The 23,113-nt window shown below is 72.0% G+C and carries 25 protein-coding genes; 16 read left to right on the top strand and 9 right to left on the bottom strand.

Annotation, left to right across the window (positions count from 1 at the left end):
- The first annotated feature begins 42 nt into the window (after positions 1-42).
- Positions 43-348, top strand: a complete 306-nt coding sequence (locus RIF65_RS00125) for a TFIIB-type zinc ribbon-containing protein (protein ID WP_309066592.1) — start codon at positions 43-45, stop codon at positions 346-348.
- A gap of 12 nt (positions 349-360) precedes the next feature.
- Here RIF65_RS00125 and RIF65_RS00120 read toward each other — a convergent pair whose 3' ends face one another.
- On the bottom strand, positions 361-1,146 hold the full coding sequence (locus RIF65_RS00120; protein ID WP_309066593.1) for a CPBP family intramembrane glutamic endopeptidase: 786 nt from the start codon (positions 1,144-1,146) through the stop codon (positions 361-363).
- 165 nt (positions 1,147-1,311) lie between these two features.
- Between RIF65_RS00120 and typA the strand changes: the two genes are divergently transcribed.
- The 8 genes from typA to RIF65_RS00080 all read left to right on the top strand — a co-directional run bounded on the left by typA (position 1,312) and on the right by RIF65_RS00080 (position 8,827).
- Positions 1,312-3,222, top strand: a complete 1,911-nt coding sequence (typA, locus tag RIF65_RS00115; RefSeq protein WP_309066594.1) for a translational GTPase TypA — start codon at positions 1,312-1,314, stop codon at positions 3,220-3,222.
- Between the two features lie 216 nt (positions 3,223-3,438).
- A complete protein-coding gene (locus RIF65_RS00110; RefSeq protein WP_309066595.1) occupies positions 3,439-4,320 on the top strand; it encodes a phospholipase in 882 nt (293 codons plus the stop codon).
- 40 nt (positions 4,321-4,360) lie between these two features.
- Entirely contained in the window at positions 4,361-5,128 is a 768-nt protein-coding gene (locus RIF65_RS00105) for an AzlC family ABC transporter permease (RefSeq protein WP_309066596.1), read from the top strand.
- Positions 5,125-5,439, top strand: coding sequence for an AzlD domain-containing protein (locus RIF65_RS00100; protein WP_309066597.1), 315 nt, complete (start codon positions 5,125-5,127; stop codon positions 5,437-5,439). The genes RIF65_RS00105 and RIF65_RS00100 overlap by 4 nt, the downstream gene beginning before the upstream one ends.
- A 41-nt stretch (positions 5,440-5,480) precedes the next feature.
- Positions 5,481-5,921: a histidinol dehydrogenase gene (locus RIF65_RS00095; RefSeq protein WP_309066598.1), complete on the top strand. Its 441-nt coding sequence runs from the start codon at positions 5,481-5,483 to the stop codon at positions 5,919-5,921.
- 4 nt (positions 5,922-5,925) lie between these two features.
- Positions 5,926-6,246, top strand: coding sequence for a ferredoxin (fdxA, locus tag RIF65_RS00090; RefSeq protein ID WP_309066599.1), 321 nt, complete (start codon positions 5,926-5,928; stop codon positions 6,244-6,246).
- Positions 6,247-7,359, top strand: a complete 1,113-nt coding sequence (gene dapC, locus RIF65_RS00085; protein ID WP_309066600.1) for a succinyldiaminopimelate transaminase — start codon at positions 6,247-6,249, stop codon at positions 7,357-7,359.
- Positions 7,360-7,537: 178 nt separating this feature from the next.
- A complete protein-coding gene (locus tag RIF65_RS00080) occupies positions 7,538-8,827 on the top strand; it encodes a citrate synthase (protein WP_309066601.1) in 1,290 nt (429 codons plus the stop codon).
- Between the two features lie 205 nt (positions 8,828-9,032).
- Here RIF65_RS00080 and RIF65_RS00075 read toward each other — a convergent pair whose 3' ends face one another.
- Entirely contained in the window at positions 9,033-10,505 is a 1,473-nt protein-coding gene (locus tag RIF65_RS00075) for a DEAD/DEAH box helicase (protein WP_309066602.1), read from the bottom strand.
- Between the two features lie 272 nt (positions 10,506-10,777).
- The gene (gene dapD / locus RIF65_RS00070) at positions 10,778-11,731 is read right to left on the bottom strand and encodes a 2,3,4,5-tetrahydropyridine-2,6-dicarboxylate N-succinyltransferase (protein ID WP_375142100.1); all 954 of its coding nucleotides are present in this window, start codon (positions 11,729-11,731) and stop codon (positions 10,778-10,780) included.
- Between the two features lie 50 nt (positions 11,732-11,781).
- Here dapD and dapE point away from each other — a divergent pair, with 50 nt between their 5' ends.
- The 3 genes from dapE to RIF65_RS00055 all read left to right on the top strand — a co-directional run bounded on the left by dapE (position 11,782) and on the right by RIF65_RS00055 (position 14,325).
- A complete protein-coding gene (gene dapE, locus RIF65_RS00065) occupies positions 11,782-12,855 on the top strand; it encodes a succinyl-diaminopimelate desuccinylase (protein WP_309066603.1) in 1,074 nt (357 codons plus the stop codon).
- Complete coding sequence (locus tag RIF65_RS00060; protein ID WP_309066604.1) at positions 12,837-14,051, top strand: hypothetical protein; 1,215 nt, start codon at positions 12,837-12,839, stop codon at positions 14,049-14,051. Before dapE ends, RIF65_RS00060 begins: the two co-directional genes overlap by 19 nt.
- Positions 14,052-14,151: 100 nt before the next feature.
- Positions 14,152-14,325, top strand: coding sequence for a DUF3117 domain-containing protein (locus tag RIF65_RS00055; protein WP_309066605.1), 174 nt, complete (start codon positions 14,152-14,154; stop codon positions 14,323-14,325).
- 58 nt (positions 14,326-14,383) lie between these two features.
- Here RIF65_RS00055 and RIF65_RS00050 read toward each other — a convergent pair whose 3' ends face one another.
- Complete coding sequence (locus RIF65_RS00050; RefSeq protein WP_309066606.1) at positions 14,384-15,013, bottom strand: O-methyltransferase; 630 nt, start codon at positions 15,011-15,013, stop codon at positions 14,384-14,386.
- 86 nt (positions 15,014-15,099) lie between these two features.
- Between RIF65_RS00050 and RIF65_RS00045 the strand changes: the two genes are divergently transcribed.
- A complete protein-coding gene (locus RIF65_RS00045) occupies positions 15,100-15,492 on the top strand; it encodes a twin-arginine translocase TatA/TatE family subunit (RefSeq protein ID WP_309066607.1) in 393 nt (130 codons plus the stop codon).
- Here RIF65_RS00045 and RIF65_RS00040 read toward each other — a convergent pair whose 3' ends face one another.
- The 3 genes from RIF65_RS00040 to RIF65_RS00030 are packed head-to-tail and all read right to left on the bottom strand — an operon-like array spanning position 15,493 to position 18,433.
- Positions 15,493-16,614: an Mrp/NBP35 family ATP-binding protein gene (locus RIF65_RS00040; protein ID WP_309066608.1), complete on the bottom strand. Its 1,122-nt coding sequence runs from the start codon at positions 16,612-16,614 to the stop codon at positions 15,493-15,495.
- Entirely contained in the window at positions 16,611-17,171 is a 561-nt protein-coding gene (locus RIF65_RS00035) for a DUF1003 domain-containing protein (protein ID WP_309066609.1), read from the bottom strand. The genes RIF65_RS00040 and RIF65_RS00035 overlap by 4 nt, the downstream gene beginning before the upstream one ends.
- Positions 17,171-18,433 carry a magnesium transporter MgtE N-terminal domain-containing protein gene (locus RIF65_RS00030; protein ID WP_309066610.1) on the bottom strand — a complete coding sequence of 421 codons (1,263 nt, stop codon included), beginning with the start codon at positions 18,431-18,433 and terminating at the stop codon, positions 17,171-17,173. The genes RIF65_RS00035 and RIF65_RS00030 overlap by 1 nt, the downstream gene beginning before the upstream one ends.
- A gap of 86 nt (positions 18,434-18,519) precedes the next feature.
- On the opposite strand from RIF65_RS00030, the gene RIF65_RS00025 reads away from it, so the two are divergent.
- From RIF65_RS00025 to RIF65_RS00015, 3 genes are read left to right on the top strand one after another with little or no spacing between them, the layout of a single operon-like run.
- Complete coding sequence (locus RIF65_RS00025) at positions 18,520-19,323, top strand: general stress protein (RefSeq protein WP_309066611.1); 804 nt, start codon at positions 18,520-18,522, stop codon at positions 19,321-19,323.
- Complete coding sequence (locus RIF65_RS00020; protein ID WP_309066612.1) at positions 19,320-19,727, top strand: hypothetical protein; 408 nt, start codon at positions 19,320-19,322, stop codon at positions 19,725-19,727. The genes RIF65_RS00025 and RIF65_RS00020 overlap by 4 nt, the downstream gene beginning before the upstream one ends.
- Positions 19,727-20,404: an alpha/beta hydrolase family protein gene (locus tag RIF65_RS00015; RefSeq protein WP_309066619.1), complete on the top strand. Its 678-nt coding sequence runs from the start codon at positions 19,727-19,729 to the stop codon at positions 20,402-20,404. Before RIF65_RS00020 ends, RIF65_RS00015 begins: the two co-directional genes overlap by 1 nt.
- Positions 20,405-20,589: 185 nt before the next feature.
- Here the strand turns inward: RIF65_RS00015 and RIF65_RS00010 are convergent, their stop codons facing one another.
- On the bottom strand, positions 20,590-22,494 hold the full coding sequence (locus RIF65_RS00010) for a hypothetical protein (protein ID WP_309082481.1): 1,905 nt from the start codon (positions 22,492-22,494) through the stop codon (positions 20,590-20,592).
- Between the two features lie 189 nt (positions 22,495-22,683).
- Entirely contained in the window at positions 22,684-22,893 is a 210-nt protein-coding gene (locus RIF65_RS00005) for a hypothetical protein (RefSeq protein ID WP_309060438.1), read from the bottom strand.
- Positions 22,894-23,113 lie beyond the last annotated feature (220 nt).

Here is a 23,113-nt window from a genome sequence, read left to right as displayed (position 1 = left end):
CGGGTGGAGCCGGTTCATAGGCGCGCCTGGTTGGCTGGCCGCATGCTTTGCCCCGCAGATGGAACCACCCTCGTGATGAGCGAACGCAGCGGCATCGAGATCGACTACTGCCCGCAGTGCCGCGGCGTCTGGCTCGACCGCGGCGAGCTGGACAAGATCATCGACCGCTCCGTCGCCGCTCCGCAGCCGGCGGCGTACCGGCCCGAGCCGGTGCGCCCGGCGCCCGGCTACGAGCCGCCGCGGTACGACCAGCCCAGCGACCGCTATGAGGAACCCCGCTACGACGACCGCGGGCATCGGCCCCACAAGCGCAAGCGCGAGAGCTGGCTCAGCGAACTGTTCGACTGAACCACCGCGGGGTCAGCCCGGCAGCCCGAACAGCTCGGGCCAGGTGGCGGCGGCCCACGGGTAGCCGACGAATGCCGCCGCGTCGATGGCGAAATGCGCCATCAGGAACGGCAGCAGCCGGCCGCCGCGCGCGAACAGCCATCCGAACAGCAGGCCCATCCCCAGGTTGCCGATGAACGCCCCGGGGCCCTGGTAAAGGTGATAGCTCGCCCGCAGCACGCTGGTCGCGATGATGATCGGCCACGTGCCCCAGCCCAGGGCGCGCAGCCGCGCGAACAGGTAGCCGAGTACCACGACCTCCTCGACGACGGAGGCGCGCGCGGCGGACAGCAGCAGCACCGGGACGGTCCACCAGTGCGCGTCCAGCCCGGCCGGGTCGATCGCGACGAAGAGGCCGGCTGCGCGCCCCGCCAGGTACAGCGCCAGCCCCGGCACGCCGATCGCGATGACGAGCAGGATGCCGGATGCCGTGTCCCGCGCCGGCCGTCCGGCATCCAGGCCCAGCGCAGCGAGGTGCGGCCGCGCTGGGCGCCACAGCAGGAAGCACACCAGCAGCACCGGGACGATCGAGAACCCGATCGACAGCAGCTGGTAGACGAGGTCGAACACCTCCCGGTCGCTGCGGGAGGGGTTGAGCGTGGCGGTCTGCTCCGCGAGGGGAGTGGCGTCGGTGAGCCGGTACGCCAGTTGCACGACCGCGTACACCGCGGACTGCCCGAGTCCCAGTGCCAGCACGATCGCGATCTCCCACCACAGCCGGGCGCGGGAGAACGTCCTGGCGGGCTGCTCTCCGGTCACGGTGTCGATGCTATCCCTCGTTCGAATCGTGTGAATGGCTCCGAACCCGGCCAGAACGCCACCATTCACGTGATTCGAAGCGGTCGGAGGGCGTTCAGGGACCGTGCGTTATCCTGGAATGTCGGCATCCCGGCGCACACCCACACCCCCTCTTAGGACTTCTGCATGGCGCACGCCCACCGCCCCGACCTCCGTAACGTCGCGATCGTCGCTCACGTCGACCACGGCAAGACCACCCTCGTCGACGCGATGCTCCGTCAGACCGGCTCGTTCGGCGAGCACGCGCACGTCGAGGAGCGCGCGATGGACTCCAACGACCTGGAGCGGGAGAAGGGCATCACGATCCTCGCCAAGAACACGGCGATCACCTACAACGGCAAGCACACCGATGCGCCGGTGACGATCAACGTGGTCGACACCCCCGGTCACGCGGACTTCGGCGGGGAGGTCGAGCGCGCGCTGTCGATGGTCGACGGCGTCGTGCTGCTCGTCGACGCCAGCGAGGGCCCCCTGCCGCAGACACGCTTCGTGCTGCGCAAGGCGCTCGAGGCCAAGCTGCCCGTCATCCTGCTCGTGAACAAGACCGACCGCGGCGACGCCCGCATCGCCGAGGTCGAGGAGGAGGCGCACGACCTGCTGCTCGGCCTGGCGTCCGACCTGGTCGACGACGTGCCCGACCTCGACGTCGACGCGCTGCTGGACGTGCCCGTGGTCTACGCTTCCGGCCGGGCCGGTGCGGCATCCGCCAACCGCCCCGCCAACGGAGAGCTGCCGGACAACGACGACCTCGAGCCGCTGTTCGAGGCGATTCTGACGCACGTTCCCGCGCCGTCCTACGACGACGAGGCGCCGCTGCAGGCGTGGGTCACCAATCTCGACTCCTCGGCATTCCTGGGCCGGCTCGCCCTGCTCCGTGTCTTCAACGGCACGCTGAAGAAGGGTCAGACCGTCGCCTGGGTGCGCCAGGACGGCACCACCCAGAACGCGCGCATCACAGAGCTGCTGATGACCAAGGCGCTGGACCGCTACCCGGCCGAGTCGGCCGGCCCCGGTGACATCGCGGTGATCGCCGGGTTCCCGGACATCATGATCGGCGAGACCATCGCCGACCCGGAGGACGTGCGCCCTCTGCCGCAGATCACGGTCGACGAGCCCTCGATCTCGATGACCATCGGAACCAACACGTCGCCGCTGGTCGGCAAGGTCAAGGGCCACAAGCTCACCGCCCGCATGGTGAAGGACCGCCTCGACCGCGAGCTGATCGGAAACGTGTCGATCCGGGTCAACGACATCGGCCGCCCCGACGCGTGGGAGGTGCAGGGTCGCGGCGAGCTGCAGCTGGCCATCCTCGTCGAGAACATGCGCCGTGAGGGCTTCGAGCTGACCGTCGGCAAGCCGCAGGTCGTCACGCGCAAGATCGACGGCAAGGTGCACGAGCCGTACGAGCACCTCACGATCGACGTGCCCGAGGAGCACCTGGGCGCTGTGACGCAGCTGATGGCGAACCGTCGCGGTCGCATGGACAACATGATCAACCACGGCACCGGCTGGATCCGCATGGAGTTCATCGTCCCGTCTCGGGGTCTGATCGGCTTCCGCACCGAGTTCCTCTCCATCACCCGGGGGACCGGCATCGCCAACGCCATCTCGCACGGCTACGGCGAGTGGGCCGGCTCGATCGTCGCGCGCCAGAACGGCTCGATCGTCGCCGACCGCGCCGGCGTCGTGACCCCATTCGCCATGATCGCGCTGCAGGAGCGCATGTCGTTCTTCGTGCGGCCGACCGAGGAGGTCTACGAGGGGATGGTCATCGGCGAGAACTCCCGCGCCGACGACATGGACGTGAACATCACCAAGGAGAAGAAGCTCACCAACATGCGCTCCTCCACGGCCGACACGTTCGAGTCGATGACGCCGCCGCGCATCCTGTCGCTGGAGGAATCGCTGGAGTTCGCCCGCGAGGACGAGTGCGTGGAGGTGACGCCGGAGGCAGTGCGCATCCGCAAGGTCATCCTCGACCAGACCACCCGCGCCAGGGAGGCGTCGCGCCTGAAGCGTCAGGACGCGAACGTCTGACCCGCACAGGCTCCGGGCCCCGCACCGCCCACAGGCGGCGCGGGGCCCTTTTGCATGCATTCACATGGGATGCCCACCGGATGTCCAGGTGACGGGCCGGTTTCGTCCAGGCGGATCCGAAAGGCTGGTTCCTGCGCCCGGGTGAGCGGTTCCCGACGTACCACCCTGCATCCGGCAGGACCGGGCGAACGACGACCCGAAAGTCTCGAAATCCTCATGCCTGAAACCCTCGACACCCGCGCGTCCAGACGCGCCGCCGCAACGGCATCCGCTTCCCCCTCGCCCCGGCCCCGCCGCCGCTTCGCGATCCTCGGCGGCACCGCGCTGCTGGGCGTCCTGCTCACCGCCGGCCTGATCCAGGCGCCGTCCGCGCTGGCGGATCTCGCCTCGGCCCCGACCGATGTCCAGATCCGCAAGAGCACCAATGCGGCGGAAGAGGCGGGCATCGCCCTGACCAACGCCGTCGCACTGAACAACGTGGTGGCGGCGTCGGGTCTCGACGTCGCGCAGCCGGCGGTCGACATCACCGAACTGAAGGCCGATGCCAGGGCGCTCGCCGACCCCGACGAGCTGGAAGCCGACCGTCTCACCGCGCTCACCGCCAGTGCGGCCAAGGAGACCCGTGAGGTCCTCGCGGGTATCGAGACGCTGCAGACCGCGCTCACCGAGGCGCAGCAGGCCGAGGCGGCGCGTATCGCCGCCGAGAAGGCCAAGGCTGCGGCCGAGGAGGCCGCCCGTATCAAGGCCGAGAAGGAGGCCGCTGCCGCCGCCGCCCTCGCGGCCGCGAACACCGTGGAGGGCGCCAAGGCCACCGCGCGCGACATGGCGGCCAGCCGTTACGGCTGGGGAGACGGGCAGTTCTCCTGCTTGGAGTCGCTGTGGACCAAGGAGTCCGGCTGGAACTACCAGGCCTACAACGGTTCGAGCGGCGCCACCGGCATCCCGCAGGCCCTCCCCGGCGACAAGATGGCGTCCGCCGGTGCCGACTGGCGCACGAACGCGGCCACGCAGATCGCCTGGGGTCTGGAGTACATCGCGGCGGCGTACGGTTCGCCGTGCAACGCCTGGGGGCACTCGCAGGCCGTGAACTGGTACTGACCCGCGGGTGAGCCGCGCCGCATGCCCGAGAATGGAAGGCATGCGTGCAGCGGCTCATCTCCCCGAGGTCCAGCGACGCCGACGTGAGGTGTGGCGCGAGGGGCTCGGCGTCGCCATCGCCACCAGCGCGTACGGCATCTCGTTCGGCGCGCTCGCCGTGGCGTCCGGACTGGACGTCTGGCAGACCTGCGTGCTGAGCCTGGTGATGTTCACCGGCGGCTCGCAGTTCGCGTTCGTCGGCGTGTTCGCCGCTGGCGGGGTGGCGGCGCTGCCCTCCGCCATCGCCTCGGCCGGGCTGCTCGGGGTGCGCAACCTCGCCTACGGCATGCGCATGTCGCCGATCATCGGCAGCGGGTTCCGCCGCCGTGCGGTGGCGTCGCACTTCACGATCGACGAGTCCACCGCCGTGGCCATCGCGCAGGACGATCCGCGGCTCAGCCGCCTCGGGTTCTGGGTCACCGGCGTCGGCATCTACCTCGGCTGGAACCTCACGACCCTCATCGGCGCGCTGCTCGGCGACGTGCTGGACCAGGTCGGCGGCCCGAAGGCATGGGGGTTGGACGCCGCCGCCGCAGCCGCGTTCCTGGCACTGCTATGGCCGCGCCTGCGCCGCCGTCAGGCGGTGGTCGTGGGAGCCGCCGCGGCCGTGGTGGCGGCGACGCTGACACCGGTGCTGATGCCCGGGCTGCCGGTGCTGGTGGCTGCGCTGGTCGCGTTCGTGGTCGGCTGGTTCAACTGGCTCGACCGCGACAGGGCGGCGACCGGCCCGTCGGCGTGGTCGGGACGTGATGCGGGGTCCGGGTCATGAGCGTGTGGAGTGCCGTGCTGCTCGCCGCATGCATCTGCGTCGCGCTGAAGGCGTTCGGCTACCTGGTGCCGCCGCAGGTGATGGAGGCCCCGCGGCCCGCGCGGATCTCCGACCTGCTCACCGTCGCACTGCTCGCTGCGCTGGTCGCCGTGCAGACGCTCGGCGCGGGGCAGGCGGTGGTCGTGGACGCTCGCGTGCCCGCCGTGCTGGTCGCCGCGGGCCTGCTGTGGATGCGCCAATCGTTCCTCGTGGTCGTGATCGCCGCGGCCGCGGTGGCGGCGCTGCTGCGGCTGGTCGGCTGGGCGGTCTGAGTCGGGCCGGATGCCGGTGGCGCGGCCACTATGCTGAGGCGGTGTCCTCATCGATCTCACGCGGCCTGTCCTGGCTCGCGGCCGCCGTCGTCGGCGGCGTCTACGGGATCGCTGCGACGATCGCGCACAGCTTCCTCTGGGGCCCGGTGCCGGTGGGGTTGATCGTCGGCGGCATCGCCTGCGCGGCCCTGCTCATCTCCCTGCGCGCGCTGACCGGCGACCGCTGGGCGGCGCTCGTGGCCGGGATCGGGATGCTGGCGCTGATCCTCGTCATCTCGCAGCGCGGCCCCGGCGGTTCCGTCGTCGTGCCGAACACGCCGCTGGGTAACATCTGGATGTACCTCGCCGTCGGCATCACCGTGCTGGTCGTCGCCTGGCCGGACCTGTCCCGGCTGCGGTCCGCCCACACGGACGGAGCCGCCGGTGCACCGCCGACCGCGGCCCCGACCGCGACGGGAACCTCCGCGCGCGACGTAGACTGATTCCGTGACGTATGTGATCGCTCTTCCCTGCGTCGATGTGAAGGATCGTGCCTGCATCGACGAGTGCCCCGTCGACTGCATCTACGAGGGGGAGCGCTCGCTGTACATCCACCCCGACGAGTGCGTGGACTGCGGCGCGTGCGAACCGGTGTGCCCTGTTGAGGCGATCTACTACGAGGACGACCTGCCCGACGAGTGGCAGGACTACTACAAGGCCAACGTGGAGTTCTTCGAGGAGATCGGCTCGCCCGGCGGCGCCGCCAAGGTCGGCGTCATCCACCACGACCACCCCATCATCGCAGCGCTGCCCCCGCAGGGGGAGTAGGTGGGGGTCCTCGACCTCGCCGCGTACCCGTGGGACGCGGTGGAGCCGTACCGTAAGCGTGCCGCGCAGCATCCGGGCGGCATCGTCGACCTCTCCGTCGGCTCGCCCATCGACCCCACCCCCGACGTCATCCGGCGTGCTCTCGCGGAGGCCACCGACGCGCACTCCTACCCGCTGACGGTCGGCTCGCCCGCGCTGCGCGACGCCATCGTGGACTGGTACGCGCGCCGCCGCGGGGTGCCCGGCCTGACACCCGCGCACGTGCTGCCGACCATCGGGTCGAAGGAGCTGGTCGCGCTTTTGCCCACTCTGCTGGGCCTGACCGCCGGGGACGTCGTCGTTCATCCGCGCATCGCGTACCCGACCTACGCGGTCGGTGCGACGGTCGCCGGGGCGACCCCGGTGGCAGCCGACGACCCCGACGAATGGCCGGAGGGCGCCAAGCTCATCTGGATCAACACCCCCGGCAACCCGGACGGACGCACCTGGAGCGTCGAGGAGCTCGCCGCCGCCGTGCGTCGCGCCAGGGAGCTGGGCGCCGTGCTTGCCAGCGACGAGTGCTACGCCGAACTCGGGTGGGACGGGCCGTGGGCCGACCAGCCCGTGCCGTCGGTGCTGGACCCGCGGGTCACCGGCGGATCGCGCGCCGATCTGCTGAGCGTGTACTCGCTCAGCAAGCAGTCCAACCTCGCCGGCTACCGTGCCGCGTTCGTCGCGGGATGCTCGGATCTCATCGCGGGCCTGCTCGCGGCGCGCAAGCACCTCGGGCTGATGCCGCCCGCACCTGTGCAGCACGCCATGGCTGTCGCGCTGCGCGATGACGAGCACGTCGCTGCGCAGAAGGAGCTGTACCGTCGCCGCCGTGACGTGCTGAAACCGGCCGTCGAAGCCGCCGGCTTCCGCATCGACGGGTCGGAGGCCGGACTGTACCTCTGGGCCACCGAGGATCGGGACGCCTGGGAGTCGCTGCAGCGGCTGGCGGAGCTCGGCATCCTCGCCGGCCCCGGGCACTTCTACGGCGAGCACTCCGCTCGTCACGTGCGCCTCGCGCTCACCGCGCCGCTGGACCGGATCGAACAGGCCGCCGAGCGACTGGCATCCGCCACCCGATGAGCCCGTTCTCCACCTCGCGAAGGTTGTGGAGGGGCGACGAGCGATCGCGTGATCTCTTGGCGGATGTCACAGTAGGCCGAGTGCGCGACTAGGCTGTACACGCGATGCGGTCGAGACCCGGCCCCGGCGTTGCGCGCCGGACATCGTCCCCAGAGGCACAACGCAGCAGGAGGTTCGCGTGAGCGCAGGTCAGCCCGACAAGGCCACTCTTTCCGTCGGCGACAAGACCGCGGAGTTCCCCGTGCTGCGGTCGACGAGCGGTGCAGGCAGCATCGACCTCTCGACCCTCACGCGGCAGACCGGCTACACCGGACTCGACTACGGCTTCGTGAACACGGCATCCACCAAGTCGGCGATCACGTTCATCGACGGCGACCAGGGCATCCTGCGCTATCGCGGCTATCCGATCGAGCAGATCGCGCGCAGCTGCAGCTATCTCGAGGTGGCGTGGCTGCTCATCTACGGGGAGCTGCCCACCGCGGTCGAGCTGGCCGAGTTCGACGAGCGCGTGCGTCGCCACACGCTGCTGCACGAGGATCTGAAGCACTTCTTCTCGGCACTGCCGCACACCGCGCACCCCATGGCGGTGCTGTCGTCGGCGGTCGCCGCACTGTCGACCTACTACGAGGGCCAGACCGACCCGCACAACCCGGAGCACGTGGAGCTCAACCAGGTGCGCATGCTCGCCAAGCTGCCGGTGATCGCCGCGTACGCGCACAAGAAGAGCGTGGGCCAGGCGTTCCTGTATCCGGACAACTCGCTGAGCTTCGTGGACAACTTCCTCAAGCTCAACTTCGGCGTGCACAGCGAGCCGTACGAGGTCAACCCGGTGATGTCGAAGGCGCTGGAGCTGCTGCTGATCCTGCACGAGGACCACGAGCAGAACGCGTCCACCTCCACCGTGCGCCTGGTCGGATCCACCGGTGCCAACCAGTTCGCGTCGATCTCGGCGGGCATCCAGGCGCTCTCCGGCCCCCTGCATGGCGGTGCCAACGAGGCGGTGCTGACGATGCTCGGGCAGATCCGCGAGTCCGGTCAGAGCGTGCAGCGCTTCGTCGAGCGCGTGAAGAACAAGGAGGAGGGCGTCAAGCTGATGGGCTTCGGCCACCGGGTCTACAAGAACTACGACCCGCGCGCCAAGCTGGTCAAGGAGGCCGCCGACGAGGTGCTCTCCGAGCTGGGCGTCACAGACCCGCTGCTCGACCTCGCCAAGGAGCTCGAGGAGATCGCGCTCGCGGACGACTACTTCAAGGAGCGCCGGCTCTACCCGAACGTCGACTTCTACACCGGCGTGATCTACAAGGCGATGGGCTTCCCGACGCGCATGTTCACCGTGCTGTTCGCGATCGGCCGGCTGCCCGGCTGGCTCGCGCAGTGGCGGGAGCTGCAGCTGGACCCGCAGACCAAGATCGGCCGTCCGCAGCAGCTCTACATCGGCGCTCCCGAGCGGTCCTACCCCGCCCGCTGACCCGCGCCGCCCGCTGACCCGCGCCCGGCGCCGATCGCTCACGTACCCCGTGTCCTGGGGTGTTTGGGGCGGATTCTCGCGTTTGGGGCGGTGGTGCGCCGCCCCAAAGTTGAGAACCCGCCCCAAACCCGGTAGGTGGAGACCCGGGAGGCGGAGACCCGGGAGGTGGAGACCCGGGAGGTGGAGACCGGGGTCAGTGACCGGGTCAGTGGCCCTGGGGGCGGCTGGCGCGGCGCGAGCCCTGCGGGCGGGCGTCGTGACGGGCCGGACGCTGCGCGTCGTGGTCCCGCCCAGCGCTGCGGCCGGCGGGAGCCTGCGCGCCGTGCGCAGGGCGGCCGTGGGCGGCGGAGCGGCCCTGCCCGGCGTGCTGAGACGCCTGCTGTCCGCCCTGCGAACCCTGCCCGCGCGGACGGCGGCGCCGCGACGACGACGAGCCGCCGGCGGACTGGCCGCGGGACCCCGACGACGCCTGCTTCGCGGGCGCGGCGGCGGGGGCCGGACGCACGTGCGCTGCACGCTCGCCGACCAGCTCCTGCACGATCCCGGCGTTGGCGTCCTCCAGCGGCGCGGTGATCTGCGCCTTGCGGAGCAGGTCCTTCACGTCGCGCCGCTGCTCGGGCAGCACCAGGGTGACGACGGTGCCGGCGGCGCCGGCGCGCGCGGTGCGGCCGGAGCGGTGCAGGTACGCCTTGTGCTCGAGCGGCGGGTCGACGTGCACGACCAGCTCGACGTCGTCCACGTGCACGCCGCGCGCGGCGACATCCGTGGCGACCAGCACGCGCACGCCGCCCTGGGCCGGGTCGGCGCCGAAGGCGGCCAGGTTGCGCTCCCGGGCGTTCTGCCCGAGGTTGCCGTGCAGGTCGACCGACGGGATGCCGGACGCGGTGAGCTGCTTGGCCAGCTTCTTCGCCTGGTGCTTGGTGCGCGTGAACAGGATCCGCCGGCCGAGACCGGATGCCAGGTGCTCGACGAGCTGCTTCTTGGCCTCGGTGCTGGTGGCGACCAGCACCCGGTGGGTCATCTCGCCGACCGGCACGCTGGCCTCGTCGACCTCGTGGCTGACCGGGTTGCTCAGGAAGCGCTTCGCGAGCGAGTCGATGCCACGGTCGAGGGTGGCGCTGAACAGCAGACGCTGACCGCCGGCGGGCGTGGCCGACAGGATGCGGGTCACGCCGGGCAGGAAGCCGAGGTCGGCCATGTGGTCGGCCTCGTCCAGCACGGTGATCTCGACCGCGTCCAGCGCGACGATCTTCTGCTTCATGAGGTCTTCGAGGCGACCGGGGCAGGCGACGACGATGTCGACGCCGGAGCGCATCGCCTGCTCCTGCGGGCGCTGGCTGACTCCGCCGAACACGGTGGTGACGCGCAGGCCCACGGCTGCCGCGAGTGGGGAGATCGTGGCAGCGATCTGGGTGGCCAGCTCGCGGGTGGGGGCGAGCACCAGGCCGCGCGGGCGGCCCGGCCGGCGGGAGGCGTTCGTCGCGGCGAGACGCGCCACCAGGGGCAGTGCGAACGCGATGGTCTTACCGCTGCCGGTACGGCCGCGGCCGAGCAGGTCGCGTCCGGCGAGCGAGTCGGGCAGCGTGTCGCGCTGGATGGCGAAGGCCTCGGTCTTGCCGTCCGCGGCGAGCACGGAGGCGAGGGCGGCGGGCACGCCGAGGTCGAGGAAGGAAGTCATGGGTGGCTCCAAAGGGCACGGGCGTTCAGCCGGCGTGCGGGAAGGTGGGCGACGGCGCGGGTTCGCGCATCGGTTCGCCGTTCGAGAAGTTCGCGGCCGGTGGACGGCGCGGGAGCGTTCGACGACGCAGGCGCTCCGCGTGAACGGGAGCGACCCTTGACAGTAGCACGTCCCCCTGTGCGCCCGTCGTCGCGCGTTTGGGGCGGTTTTCCCCGTTCGGGGCGGATGACAACCGCCCCGAACGCGAGAATCCGCCCCAAACGAGGGGGAGGTCAGGCGTGGAGGGCCTCGTTGAGGGTGATGCCGACGCCGGTGCGCTGGGTCGCCTCGACGGCGCCGGTGAGCGAGTTGCGGCGGAACAGGATGCCGTCGCGACCGGACAGCTCGGCCGCCTTCACGGTCGGCCGTCCGCCGTCGGCGGTGTCCGGACCGTCGGCGAGGACGACCTTCGTGCCCGCGGTCACGTACAGCCCGGCCTCGACCACGCAGTCGTCGCCGAGGGAGATGCCGATGCCGGCGTTCGCGCCGAGCAGCGTGCGCTCGCCGATCGACACTCGCACGGTGCCGCCGCCGGAGAGGGTGCCCATGATGGACGCGCCGCCGCCGATGTCGCTGCCGTCGCCCACGACGACGCCCTGCGAGATGCGGCCCTCGACCATCGACGCGCCGAGCGTGCCGGCGTTGAAGTTCACGAAGCCCTCGTGCATCACGGTGGTGCCGGGGGAGAGGTGCGCGCCCAGGCGCACCCGGGACGCGTCCGCGATTCGGACGCCCTCCGGCTGGACGTAGTCGGTCAGCCGCGGGAACTTGTCCAGCCCCTGCACCTGGATGCCGTGCCGCTGGAGCACCGGGCGCAGCCGTGCGGCATCCGTCGGCAGCATCGGCCCCGCATTGGTCCACGCGAGGGTCGGCAGGTGCCCGAAGATGCCGTCCAGGTTCAGCTCGTTCGGCTTCACCAGCAGACGGGACAGCGCGTGCAGGCGCAGGTACGCGTCCACAGTGGACGCGACGGCCGCGTCCAGGTCGATCGAGACCTGCACGAGTTCCACCGTGACGTTGCGGCGCGAATCCGGCTCGGCGAGCGCCTGCCAGGTGTCGGCCGCCGAGGCCGCGTCCTCGGCGTTCGGCTCTCCGAAGCCGATCTCCGGGTACCACGCGTCCAGGACGGTGCCGTCGCCGGCGATCGTGGACAGTCCGATACCCCACACGGTGCGCTCAGTGCTCATCCCCCCAAAATAGCGGAGGCGCTGATGTGCTCGCGGATAGGCTGGGGGTCATGCTGCTCGATCTCTCCGCGTCCTCGCTCGACATCACGCGCGCGATCTGCGACATCCCGAGCGTCTCCGGCGCAGAGGGGCGCCTCGCCGACGAGATCGAGGAGGCGGTGCGGGCGCACCCGCATCTCGAGGTGATCCGGCACGGGAACACGATCGTCGCCCGCACGAACCTCGGCCGCGCGCAGCGCGTGGTCATCGCCGGCCACATCGACACCGTCCCCATCAACGGCAACGTGCCGACGCGGCGCATCGCGATCGAGGGCGAGGAGTTCCTGTGGGGCCGCGGCACGGTCGACATGAAGGCGGGTGTCGCGGTGCAGCTCAGGCTCGCCGCCGAGCTCACCGCGCCCATCGTCGACATCACCTGGATGTGGTACGACAACGAGGAGGTCGAAGCGTCCAAGAACGGGCTCGGTCTGCTCGCCGCGGACCGGCCCGAGCTGTTTCAGGCCGACTTCGCGATCCTCGGCGAGCCCTCGAACGGGCAGGTGGAGGGCGGCTGCAACGGCACGCTGCGCGCCATCGTCCGCACCCGCGGGGTCCGCGCGCACAGCGCCCGCTCCTGGGTGGGCGAGAACGCGATCCACGGCGCCGCGCCGATCCTGGCGCGCCTGGCCGAGTACCGCGCCAGGGAGATCCCCGTCGAGGGCCTCGGCTACCGCGAAGGACTCAACGCCGTCCGCATCACCGGAGGGGTGGCGGGCAACGTCATCCCCGACCTGTGCGAGGTCGAGGTGAACTACCGGTTCGCGCCCAGCCGCAGCATCGCCGGCGCGGAGGCGCACGTGCGCTCGGTGCTCGCCGGCTTCGAGGTGGAGATCACGGATGCCGCCGACGGCGCCCGCCCCGGACTCGACGCGCCGATCGCGCAGCAGTTCCTCGCCGCGGTGGGCGCCGAGGCGCGCCCCAAGTACGGCTGGACGGACGTCGCGCGCTTCTCGGCGCTCGGGGTGCCGGCGGTGAACTACGGCCCCGGTGACCCCCACCTGGCGCACCACGATGAGGAGCGCGTGCCGCTCGCGCAGATCGAGGACGTCGAACGCGGGTTGCGCGCGTGGCTGAGCGGAGCCTGACCCGCGCGGTCCGCTCCTGGGTGCGGATGCCGGTCGCCGCCCGTATCGGGGTGATCTACGCCCTTTCCCGGCTCGTGACCACGGCGCTGCTCGCGCTCGCCGCGGCGCAGTCCACCTCCCTGTCACGGTTCGGTGCCGACGCGTCCGTCGCCGAGTTCGTGATCGGCTGGGATGCGCAGTGGTACTGGACGGTCGCGGAGTACGGGTACCCCGCGGAGCTGCCCAGGACCGACACCGGCGAGGTCGCCGAGAACGCCTGGGCGTTCATGCCCGTGTACGCGCACGTCGCCAAGCTGGTCGGCTTCGGTTTCTGGCCGTCCGGGGCGCTCGTGGTGTCGCTGGTGGCCGGGTTCCTGGCCTGCCTCGCGCTGCACCGGCTGCTGCGCGATCGCATCGGCGCTTCCGCGGCGATGTGGGCGGTGGCGTTCTTCTCGTGCGGCCCGCTGGCGGCGCTCTTCCAGGTCGGATACGCCGAGGCGCTGTTCGTGCTGCTGCTGCTCGTCGCACTGGACCTCGTGTCGCGGCACCGGTACGCCTGGCTGTACGCGCTCATCCCGGTGATGGGGTTCACGCGCCCCGGCATCCTCGCCTTCGCGCTGTTCCTCGGCCTGCACGGGCTGAGCCGCTGGGTGCGTCGACGCGTCGAGCCGCTGGGCGGCCGGGAGGCCGCCCACATCGTGGCGCTCGGGGCACTGGCCACCGCCGTCGGGTTCTCGTGGCAGCTCATCGCGACCGTCGTCACCGGTGAGTGGGACGCGTATCTGCAGACCGAACTGGCATGGCGACGCAACTGGATCCCGGACGCGTCGGCCGAATTCGTGCCGTTCGACGGCTTCCTCCGCGCCGCCGTCTTCTGGTTCTCGCACTGGGGGATGCCGGGGTGGTGGGGCCCGATCGCACTCGCGGTGCTCGTGGCGGGCGCGGCCTTCCTGCTGATGCGCGTGCGGGCGGTGCGGCGCCTCGGCGTCGACATCCGGCTGTGGAGCGCCTCGTACCTGCTCTACCTGCTCGCGGTGTTCTTCCCGCAGTCCAGCACGTTCCGGCTGCTGATGCCGTTGACGCCGCTGTGGGGAGCGGTGGCGGTGCCGCGCCGACCGGGATACCGATGGGCGGTGCTGGCCGCGTGCCTGCTCGGCCAGTGGGTCTGGATCCTCGGAATGTACGGACTCGGGATGACCTTCTGGCAGATCCCGTGATGACACGCGTAGACGCGCGCACCGATGCGGATCGGCGGTCAACGGTCGGTCCGGCGGTACCGATAAACTTGATCCATACCACCGAGGAAAGGGAGCCACGATGGCAGCGATGAAGCCGAGGACCGGCGACGGACCGATGGAGGCCGTGAAGGAGGGGCGACTCATCATCGTGCGCGTTCCGCTCGAGGGCGGCGGCCGACTGGTCGTCTCCGTGAACGACGCCGAGGCGAAGGAGCTTCACGAGGTGCTGGGCGCCGTCGTGAACCCCGCCTGAGAACGAGAAGGAGAAGGGCGATGGATCGGGTGATCCATCGCCCTTCTTGTGTCTCGGCTCAGGCCGTGCGGGCGAGCTGCAGCATTCCCTCGCCGACGGTGGTGAGGGCCGACAGCACTGCTTGCGACTCCTGGGTCTCCTGCACCACCGAGCGGTACGCGGTGGTGACCGCGTCGCGCTGCACCGGATCGGCGACGCGGCCGCCGCCGAGCACGCGCGGCACGAGCACGAGCCCGCCGGTGCGCACCAGGCGCAGGCCGTGCTCGACGTACTCGATGACGTTCTCCGGGTCGGCGTCCACGAGCACGATGTCGTACGAGCTCTCGTTCATGCGCGGCAGCACGTCGGCGGCCCGTCCGGTGATGAACCGGGCGCGCGCGGGCGGCACCTTGGCGTCGGCGAACGCTTGGCGCGCGGCGGCGAGATGCTCCGGCTCGCTGTCGATGGTGGTGAGCACCGCCTGCGGGGCGCCGCGGAGCAGCCACAGTCCCGACACCCCCGCGCCCGTGCCGATCTCGACGATGGATCGTGCGCCCGACGCCGCGGCGAGGACAGCGCACTGCGCGCCGATGCTGGGGCTCAGCGGCGCCGCCCCGAGTTCGAGGGCGTGGGCGCGGGCCCTGGCGATCGCAGTGGGTTCGACGATGGTCTCGCTGGCGAATCGGGCGTTCGCGTCGTGCTCGCTCATTGCTTGATCTCCTGGGGAAGCCGGTGCCTCCAGCGTAAGCGGCCGGAGTGCATCGGAAGGGGAGGCGCGACGGGTAGCCTGGAGGGATGGAACTCGGGTTGACCTTCGACAAGCTGCTGCTCATCGGCCTTGTCGCTGTGCTCATCATCGGCCCGGAGCGTCTGCCGAAGGCCGCCGAGAGCTTCGCGCGTTTCGTGCGCCGAGCGGGCGAGTATCTGCGCGAGACGAAGTCGAAGATGCGGGAGGAGCTCGGGCCGGACATCGACGACGTCGACTGGCGCAAGCTCGACCCGCGACAGTACGACCCGAGGCGGATCATCCGCGACGCTCTGTTCGAGGAACCGTCGTTCGATTCGGCCGCGCCTGCGTCCTCCGCCGCCGTGGCGACCGACCCGGTCACGCCGCCCCCGCGGCCGCGACTGACCCGCACGACCTTCAGTAGCAGCACCCCGCCGCCGTTCGACGCCGAGGCGACCTGATCAGGACACGCGCATCGGCAGGGGCCGTCGCGGCAGGTCGCGCCCCAGCGCCGCGATGGCGCCCGCGAGGTCGATGATCGCGGCGGCGGCGGCATCCGCGGGATTCTCGAGGACGACAGGGCGCCCGTCGTCGCCGCCGACGCGCAGCGCCGGGCTGAGCGGGACGGATGCCAGCAGCGGGACGTCCTGCCCGTCGGCGGACAACGCGCGGGCCACCGCTTCGCCGCCCCCGGAACCGAACAGCTCGAGCGTGGTGCCGTCGGGCAGGGAGAGAGCCGCCATGTTCTCCACCACCCCGATCACGCGCTGACCCGTCTGCCGGGCGACCAGGCCGCTGCGGATCGCGACCTCCGCCGCCGCCTGCTGCGGGGTGGTGACGACGAGCACCTCGGCGTGGGGCAGGATCTGCCCGATCGAGATCGCCACGTCACCGGTGCCGGGCGGCATGTCCACGAGCAGCACGTCGAGGTCGCCGAAGAACACGTCGGTGAGGAACTGCTGCACGGTACGGTGCAGCATCGGCCCCCGCCAGGCGACGACGGCCTCGCCGTCGCGCAGGAACATGCCGATCGACACCGCCTTCACGCCGTGCGCGACCGGCGGGAGCATGAGGTCGTCCAGACGCGTCGGCTGGGTCCCCGGGGGGATGCCCAGCAGCCCCGGAATGGAGAACCCGTGCACGTCCGCGTCGATCAGCCCCACCCGCAGACCCAGCTGCGACAGCGACACGGCGAGGTTCGCCGTCACCGTCGACTTGCCGACGCCGCCCTTGCCACTGGAGACGAGGATCACCCTGGTGAGAGAGTCGGGGCCGAACGGCATGTGCCGCGCCGGTCGCCCGGCGCGCAGCTTCTCGGTCAGGGCGCGGCGCTCGTCGGGAGTCATCACGCCGACGTCGACGGTCACCTCGTCCACACCGGGAACGGATGCCGCGGCATCCCGCACATCCGACTCGATGCGCTGGGCGGCCGGGCAACCGACGATCGTGAGCACGATCGCGACGTGCGCCGTCGCGCCGCTCACGCGCACGTCCCGCACCATGTCGAGATCGCCGATGGGACGCCGCAGCTCCGGGTCGGTGACGGCGGCGACCGCGTCGCGCACCCGTTCGGCGAGGGTCATCGTCGCCGCTCGTCGTCGTCACGGCGGGCCGCGGAATCCGCCGGATCGCGGTCGGCCGGCCGGGCGCCGTCCGAGTGCTCCAGGTCGGCGAGCAGCGACTTCAGCTCCTGCCGCAGCACGTCTCTGGTGACGGTCTGCGCGGTGCGCTCGTCGAGGGCCAGGCGCAGCGCCACGATCTCGCGGGCGAGGTATTCGGTGTCCGCCAGGTTGCGTTCGGCGCGCTGGCGGTCCTGCTCGATCTGCACGCGGTCGCGGTCGTCCTGCCGGTTCTGCGCGAGCAGGATCAGCGGCGCGGCGTACGACGCCTGCAGCGACAGCATCAGGGTGAGCGCGGTGAAGCCGAGGGCGGCATCGTCGAAGCGCAGGTGCTTCGGCATGAGGGTGTTCCACGCGATCCAGGCCGCGCAGAACAGGGTGAGCAGCAGCAGGAACGCGGGAGTGCCCATGGCGCGGGCGACCCACTCCGTGAAGCGTCCGAAACGGTCGCGCGAGGGCGCCGCGCCGCGGGTGGCACTGCCGCGCCCGAGCGGAGTGTCGAGGCGAGGGGACCGGGCCATCATCGCGCCGCCCCGCTCTCGGTCTCGTCGGCGTCGTGCGTGCGCCAGTCGCCGGGGAGCAGGTAGTCGAGCACGTCGTCCACGCTCACCGCACCGACCAGGCGGTGCGCGGAGTCGATGACGGGCAGCGACACCAGGTCGTAGCTGGCGAGCAGACGGGCGACCTCGGCGGCCGACGCGGTGACCGACACCGGTTCGAGGGTGTCGTCGAGGATGGCGCCGAGCCGTTCGTGCGGCGGGTAGCGCAGCATCCGCTGGAAGTGCACGACGCCGAGAAGGCGCCCGGTGGGCGTCTCGAACGGCGGGAGCGTCACGAACACGGCGGCGGCGAGGGCCGGGTGCAGTTCGTGGCGGCGGATCACTGCGAGCGCCTCGGCGACGGTGGCGTCGGCGGAGAGGATGATGGGCTCGGGCGTCATCAGGCCGCCCGCGGTGTCCGCGCCATAGCGCAGCAGCATCCTGACGTCCTCCGCCTCCTCGGGGTCCATCAGCGCGAGCAGCTGCTCCAGTCGCTTCGGCGGCAGCTGCGCGAGCAGGTCGGCGGCGTCGTCGGGTTCCATCTGGTCGAGGATGTCCGCGGCGCGCTCGTCTCCCAGCCGGTCGAGGATGTGCACCTGCTCGTCCTCCGGCATCTCCTCGAGCGCGTCGGCGAGGCGCTCGTCCGGCAGCTCTTCGGCGACCTCGATCATGCGCTGCTGGGGCAGGTCGAGCAGTGTCGTGGCGAGGTCGGCGGCGTGCAGTTCGGAATAGCTGGCGATGAGCTGCTCGGCCGACTGGGACTCACCGGGCTGGCGCAGCTCGGCCACCTCGTTCCACGACGCGAACGTGGTGGGACCTTTCGCGAACGGCGACGCGCTGGTCTTCGCCTTGCGCAGGAACAGCTGGCTGATGGCCCATTCGCCGTGCCGGTCCTGCTCGATGGCGACGTCCTCGACGACGGCGGTGCCGCTGCCGTCCACGAGTCGCACACGGCGGCCGACGTACTCGGCGAGCACGCGCATCTCGCCGGGGCGGGGCTGGAAGCGGCGCACGTTGATGAGGCCGGTGGTGATGACCTGGCCGGCCCGGATCGAGGTGACGCGGCCGATGGAGAGGAACACCTGGCGACGACCGGGAATCTCCACGACGAGCCCGATCACGCGGGGCGCTGCCGTACTTCGGTACACGATGACGACGTCACGGACCTTGCCGAGCCGGTCGCCCACGGGGTCGAAGACGGCGCACCCGGCCAGGCGCGCGACGAAAACCCGTTGTGTGCTCACCTGTCCAGCGTAGTCCGCGAGCCGGGGCGGGCAGCCGGGATGTCGCCACAGGGCGGCGATTGCAGGCGGCGTGGAAGAATGGCCGGATGAGCATGCTGAATCGTCCGGCGAACGGCACCGACATCGGCGAGGTGGTCGCCTCGTCCCGTGAGTACGAGGGGGCGCAGCAGATCGTCTCGAAGCTGATCGCGGGGGAGGTGCCCGCGCGCGACATCGTGATCGTCGGCGAGGGCGTGCGCACGGTCGAGCGGGTGACGGGTCGCCTCGGATACGCGGCGGCCGCGCGATCGGGTGCGATCAACGGCGTGCTGATCGGACTCTTCCTGTCGGCGTGGATGCTGTTCGGCACCCCCGACGCGCCGGTGTCGCTGTTCCTCGGGTTCGTCTTCATCGGCGTCGCGCTGGGAATGATCATGAGCCTGGTGACCTACGCCATCGTGCGCCGGCGCCGCGATTTCGCCAGCATCACGCAGATGGTCGCCGATCACTATGAGGTGCGCGTGCAGCCGCGGTCGCTGGCGAAGGCGCGCCAGGTGCTGGGGCCGCAGCGGGTCGAGACGCCGAAGCCGCCGGTGGATCTCAGCGAGCCGCCGAAGTACGGCGAGCGGATCACGCCCGGCGGTGGTCAGGGGGCGGCGACAGGAGCCGCTGCCGGTGGGACGCCGCATCAGCCGCACGTGGTGCCGCCGCCGCAGCCCGCCCCGCCGGCTCCCGAGCGGGCCGGTTCCCCCGTGCCGGGGGAGGTGCCCGAGGGCGAAGTCGGTGGGGTGCAGGTCGGTGACGCTTCCGCCCCGGGTGGCGACGTGCCTGGTCAGGGCGGGCCCGGTGGAGACGTGCCGGGCGGCGAGCCCGGTGGATCCTCCGGCGGCGAGCCGTCCACCGGGCGATGACGCAGTCGGCGCGACCGGCCACGGGCGCCTCGGCGTGGGCTCTCGGGCTACTCGTGCTGCTGCCCATCCCGCTGCTGGGTCCCTTGGCGGCGGGTGGCGGGATGGTCGCCGCCTACGGCTCGCTCTCTCGTCAGGGGCCGCTCGCGGCCGCGAACGCTCGCTCGGCGAAGCGGTGGGGCACCTTTTTCCTTCTCGTCTCCACCGGATTGCTGGTGCTGCAGCTCGGCATCGCTGTCGCCCTGCTGTGGATGCCGCCGCAGCCGCGCGGACTCTTTCCGGTCGCCATCCCGATGACGCTGTACGTGGTGGTGTGCGTCGTGCACCTGGTGGTGGTGATCGTCGGGACGCTTCGTGCTCGGCGCGGTGAGGTCGTGCGGATTCCGTTCGGGAGGTCGGCGACGTGATGCTCGAGGTGGCACTGCCGAGCGGTCCCGTTTCGGTGTCGCTGGCGTGGGAGCCGGTGGACGGATCACGCGGCGTCATCGCCATCGCGCACGGCGCCGGGGCCGGGATGGACCATCCGTTCCTCCGCGGGTTCGCCGCCGGGTTGCGCGAGCGGGACCTCGCCACGCTGCGCTTCAACTTCCCCTACGTGGAGGCGGGGCGGCGGATGCCGGGCCCGGCTGCGCACGCGATCCTCACCTGGAACGCGGTGGTCGAATGGGCGCGGGTCCAGGCTCCCGGCGCGCGCGTGTGGGCGTGCGGCAAGTCGTACGGCGGGCGCATGGCGTCGATGGCGGTGGCGGAGGGGCTGCAGGTGGACGGGCTCGTCTACCTCGGCTATCCGCTGCATCCGCCCGGCAGGCCCGAGAAGCCGCGTGTGGAGCACCTGCCGGCGGTGGCGCCTCCTCAGCTGTTCGTGGAGGGCACGAACGATCCTTTCGTTCAGCCGCTGTCGCAGCTCGAGGAGGCAGTGGCGTCCTGTCAGGATGCCCGGATCGCCTGGATCGACGGCGGCGGCCACTCGTTCGAGGTGAAGGGCCGCAAGCTCCCCGCCGACGAGGTGGGGAGCGCGCTCGCCCCGCTGGTCGCGGACTTCACCGAGGAGACGGCGCAGGGCCGCTCGGCACGGTGTCCGTGATCTTGCCCAAAGCGATCTCTGTGCCGCGCTGAGTCCGTCGGCGGTCAGGCGATGTGGGGGGGGGGGGGGGGGGGGGGCGGCACCCCGGGGCCGAGGCCGGCCCAGGGGTTGGTGAGGGCGCAGCCGCGGCCCCCCCCGATGGGGGGCCGCCGCCTCCGGCATGTCCGCGGGGCCCGCGCCCGGGCCTACCGCGCCCCGGAGGGCGGTGCCGGCAGCCGCGCGCCGTCCTTCAGGAGCGGGACCGGCTCGCCGTCCGCGCCCACGACCTCACGGCCGCCCAGCGGTTCCTCCAGCCGCACCGTCTGCCGGTACTCCTTGGCGATCAGGATGCAGACCTTGTCCGTCCGCTTCGTCTCGGTCACGGTGACCGTCACCCGGTCCGCGCTCTCGCTCGCCGTCGCCTCGTAGTCGGCGCACACCCCGCCCGTGAAGGCCACGGTCAGCTCCGTGCCCTCGGCGGTGTAGCCCTCGACGGCGACGTTCCGGGTGGAGGTCGGTTCGTCGCCCGGCGCGGTCGGCCCGGAGCTGGGCCGCCCCGACCGGTCCTGCGGGGCCAGGTACTCCGGGTCCACCGCCGGGTACGTCACCGTGAGGGCGTCCCCCGGACCCGCCGGCCGCACCTCGAACAGCCAGGACGGCACGAGGGCCGGCCGGCCGTCCACGGCGTGCGCGGCCAGCCCGAACACCGCCGAGCGGACGGTGAGCGTGTCCTTCTCCGGCGGGATCGTCGCCGTACCGCACGGCTCCTGGTGCCCCTGCTCCTCCAGCGGTACGGGACTGGCGCAGCCGCCGATCCCCGCGCGGTGGCCGGCGCCCGGCGCCGCGTTCATCAGGTCCAGCGCCTCCTCGGCGCTCACCACGGGGTACGCGGCCCCCTTCACCGGCTCCGCGAGCCGGCCGCTGCCCCTGACCACCTCGCCCCCGGCACCGACGACCACTCCGGTCGTCCAGCCGTGCGTGGGCAGTCCGCCGACCTCGGGGTCGGCGTTCACCACGCGGTTGCCGCCCGTGATCTGACCCGCGTCGAGCTTCGCGTCGTCCTGGCCCACCGCCTTCAGGACGGGCGCGGCCGCCTTCTTCGCGACGGCCTCGCTCACCGCCGGTCCGCCGGTGGGAGGGGTCGAGCACGTCGCGCCCTTGCAGGCGTCGGTGCCCGCGGCGTACCGGCTGAACGTCCAGGCACCGGGTGCCTGCCGGTCCACCCGCAGAGTGGGCCCGGAGCCGTCCTGACCGCCGATCCGCCAGGCCCCGCCTTCCGCCACCGGCTTGCCGTCGACCCCCAGCGCCTTCGCCAGCGCGGCCACCCGCTCCTGGGTGACCTGTCCCCCGGCGCGGTACACCGGCGCCGAGCCGGGACCGTCCGGGAGCGTGCCGTCGGCGCGGTAGGTGGCGCCGTAGGGGTTGGGCTCGCCGGGGGCGATCCCGTTGCCGGAGTCCTCGGAGAAGCCGTCGAGCGCGAGCGGCGGGGGAGTGGCGTCCCCGTTGGCCCCCGGCGCCGTCCCGCCGCCCGGACCGCCGGAGGCACTGGCGGCGAGATAGGCCCCGCCCCCGCCGGCGAGCAGTACGGCGGCGGCGACGGCGGCGACGAGCGCGGGTGACCTCCGCCGGGACGACGACGGGTCGCCCGCGGCGGCCCGGTCCCCGACCACGGGCTCGCCCGCACCGTCCACCGGACCCCCGTCGGCACGCACCCCCGCGCCGCCGGAACCCGCCACCCCCTGCGTCCCGGACCCACCGCCGAGCCGGCCCCCGGCACCACCGGCCCCGGTCTCCGCGCCCGGGGCTCCGGCGGCACCGGTCCCGGTCTCGGCGTCCGGGACCCTGTCGGCACCGGCCCCGGCCCCGGTCCCGGCGCTCCGGGTGTCGCCGTCGTGCTCCGCGTCCTGGGGCCCGTCGGTACCGGTGCGGGGATCCGTGCTCCCGGACGCGACGGCATCGGCACCGGAGGGTGCGGGGGCCTGTCGTTCCCGGTGGGGCCGTCGCTCCGGAGCGCTCGGCTCCCCGCCGCCCGAAGCGCCCCCCGTGTCGCGCGCGCTGCCCGGGGCGGTCCGCGCCTCGGCGTCGTCGTGGTCGGGTCGCTCGGTGTTCACCGCATCGCTCCTTCGGCTGCACAGCTGTCCCGGAAGACCCTGCCCGGTCGTGCCGGGACCGCTGGTGGGTCGTATCCCGCATCCCCTTCACGGGGGACAGCGATGGGACGCAGCGGGGGAGCGCACGGTTCCCCTGGAGCGCCGGTCCGGTCGGCGGCGGCTCCGGGGACGGCCCGGTCGCCCTACGGCTCAGTCGCCGTACTCCGACATCGCGTCCAGGAGCCGGGCCGACGCCGGCGGCACGGTCACGCCGTGGATCAGGGACGGGGGGACGGGCCGGGCGGCGACCCGGTCCGGAGCCGCCCAGCGGGGAGCCATCCGGGCGCAGTCACCGCGCAGCGACGCCAGGTCGCCTTCGAGGTCGGCCGGAGAGGGGGCGTGGACCCTGAGGTTCGTCATGTCGGCACCGTACGCAGGCCGAAGGTCACGAAGAAAGGTCTACTATCGGGTAGTTTTGTCTGCTTCTACGGGCGGTCCTCACCCGGTAGCGTGAAGTGTCAAACCGCCTCCCTCAGGAGAGTCCACGCCGTGCGCATCGCAGTCACCGGCTCCATCGCCACCGACCACCTCATGACCTTCCCCGGGCGCTTCGCCGACCAGTTCGTCGCGGACCAGCTGC

This window comes from Microbacterium sp. (genome assembly GCF_031180975.1).
Lineage (GTDB): Bacteria > Actinomycetota > Actinomycetes > Actinomycetales > Microbacteriaceae > Microbacterium.
This window is presented reverse-complemented; position numbering and strand designations above follow the sequence as displayed.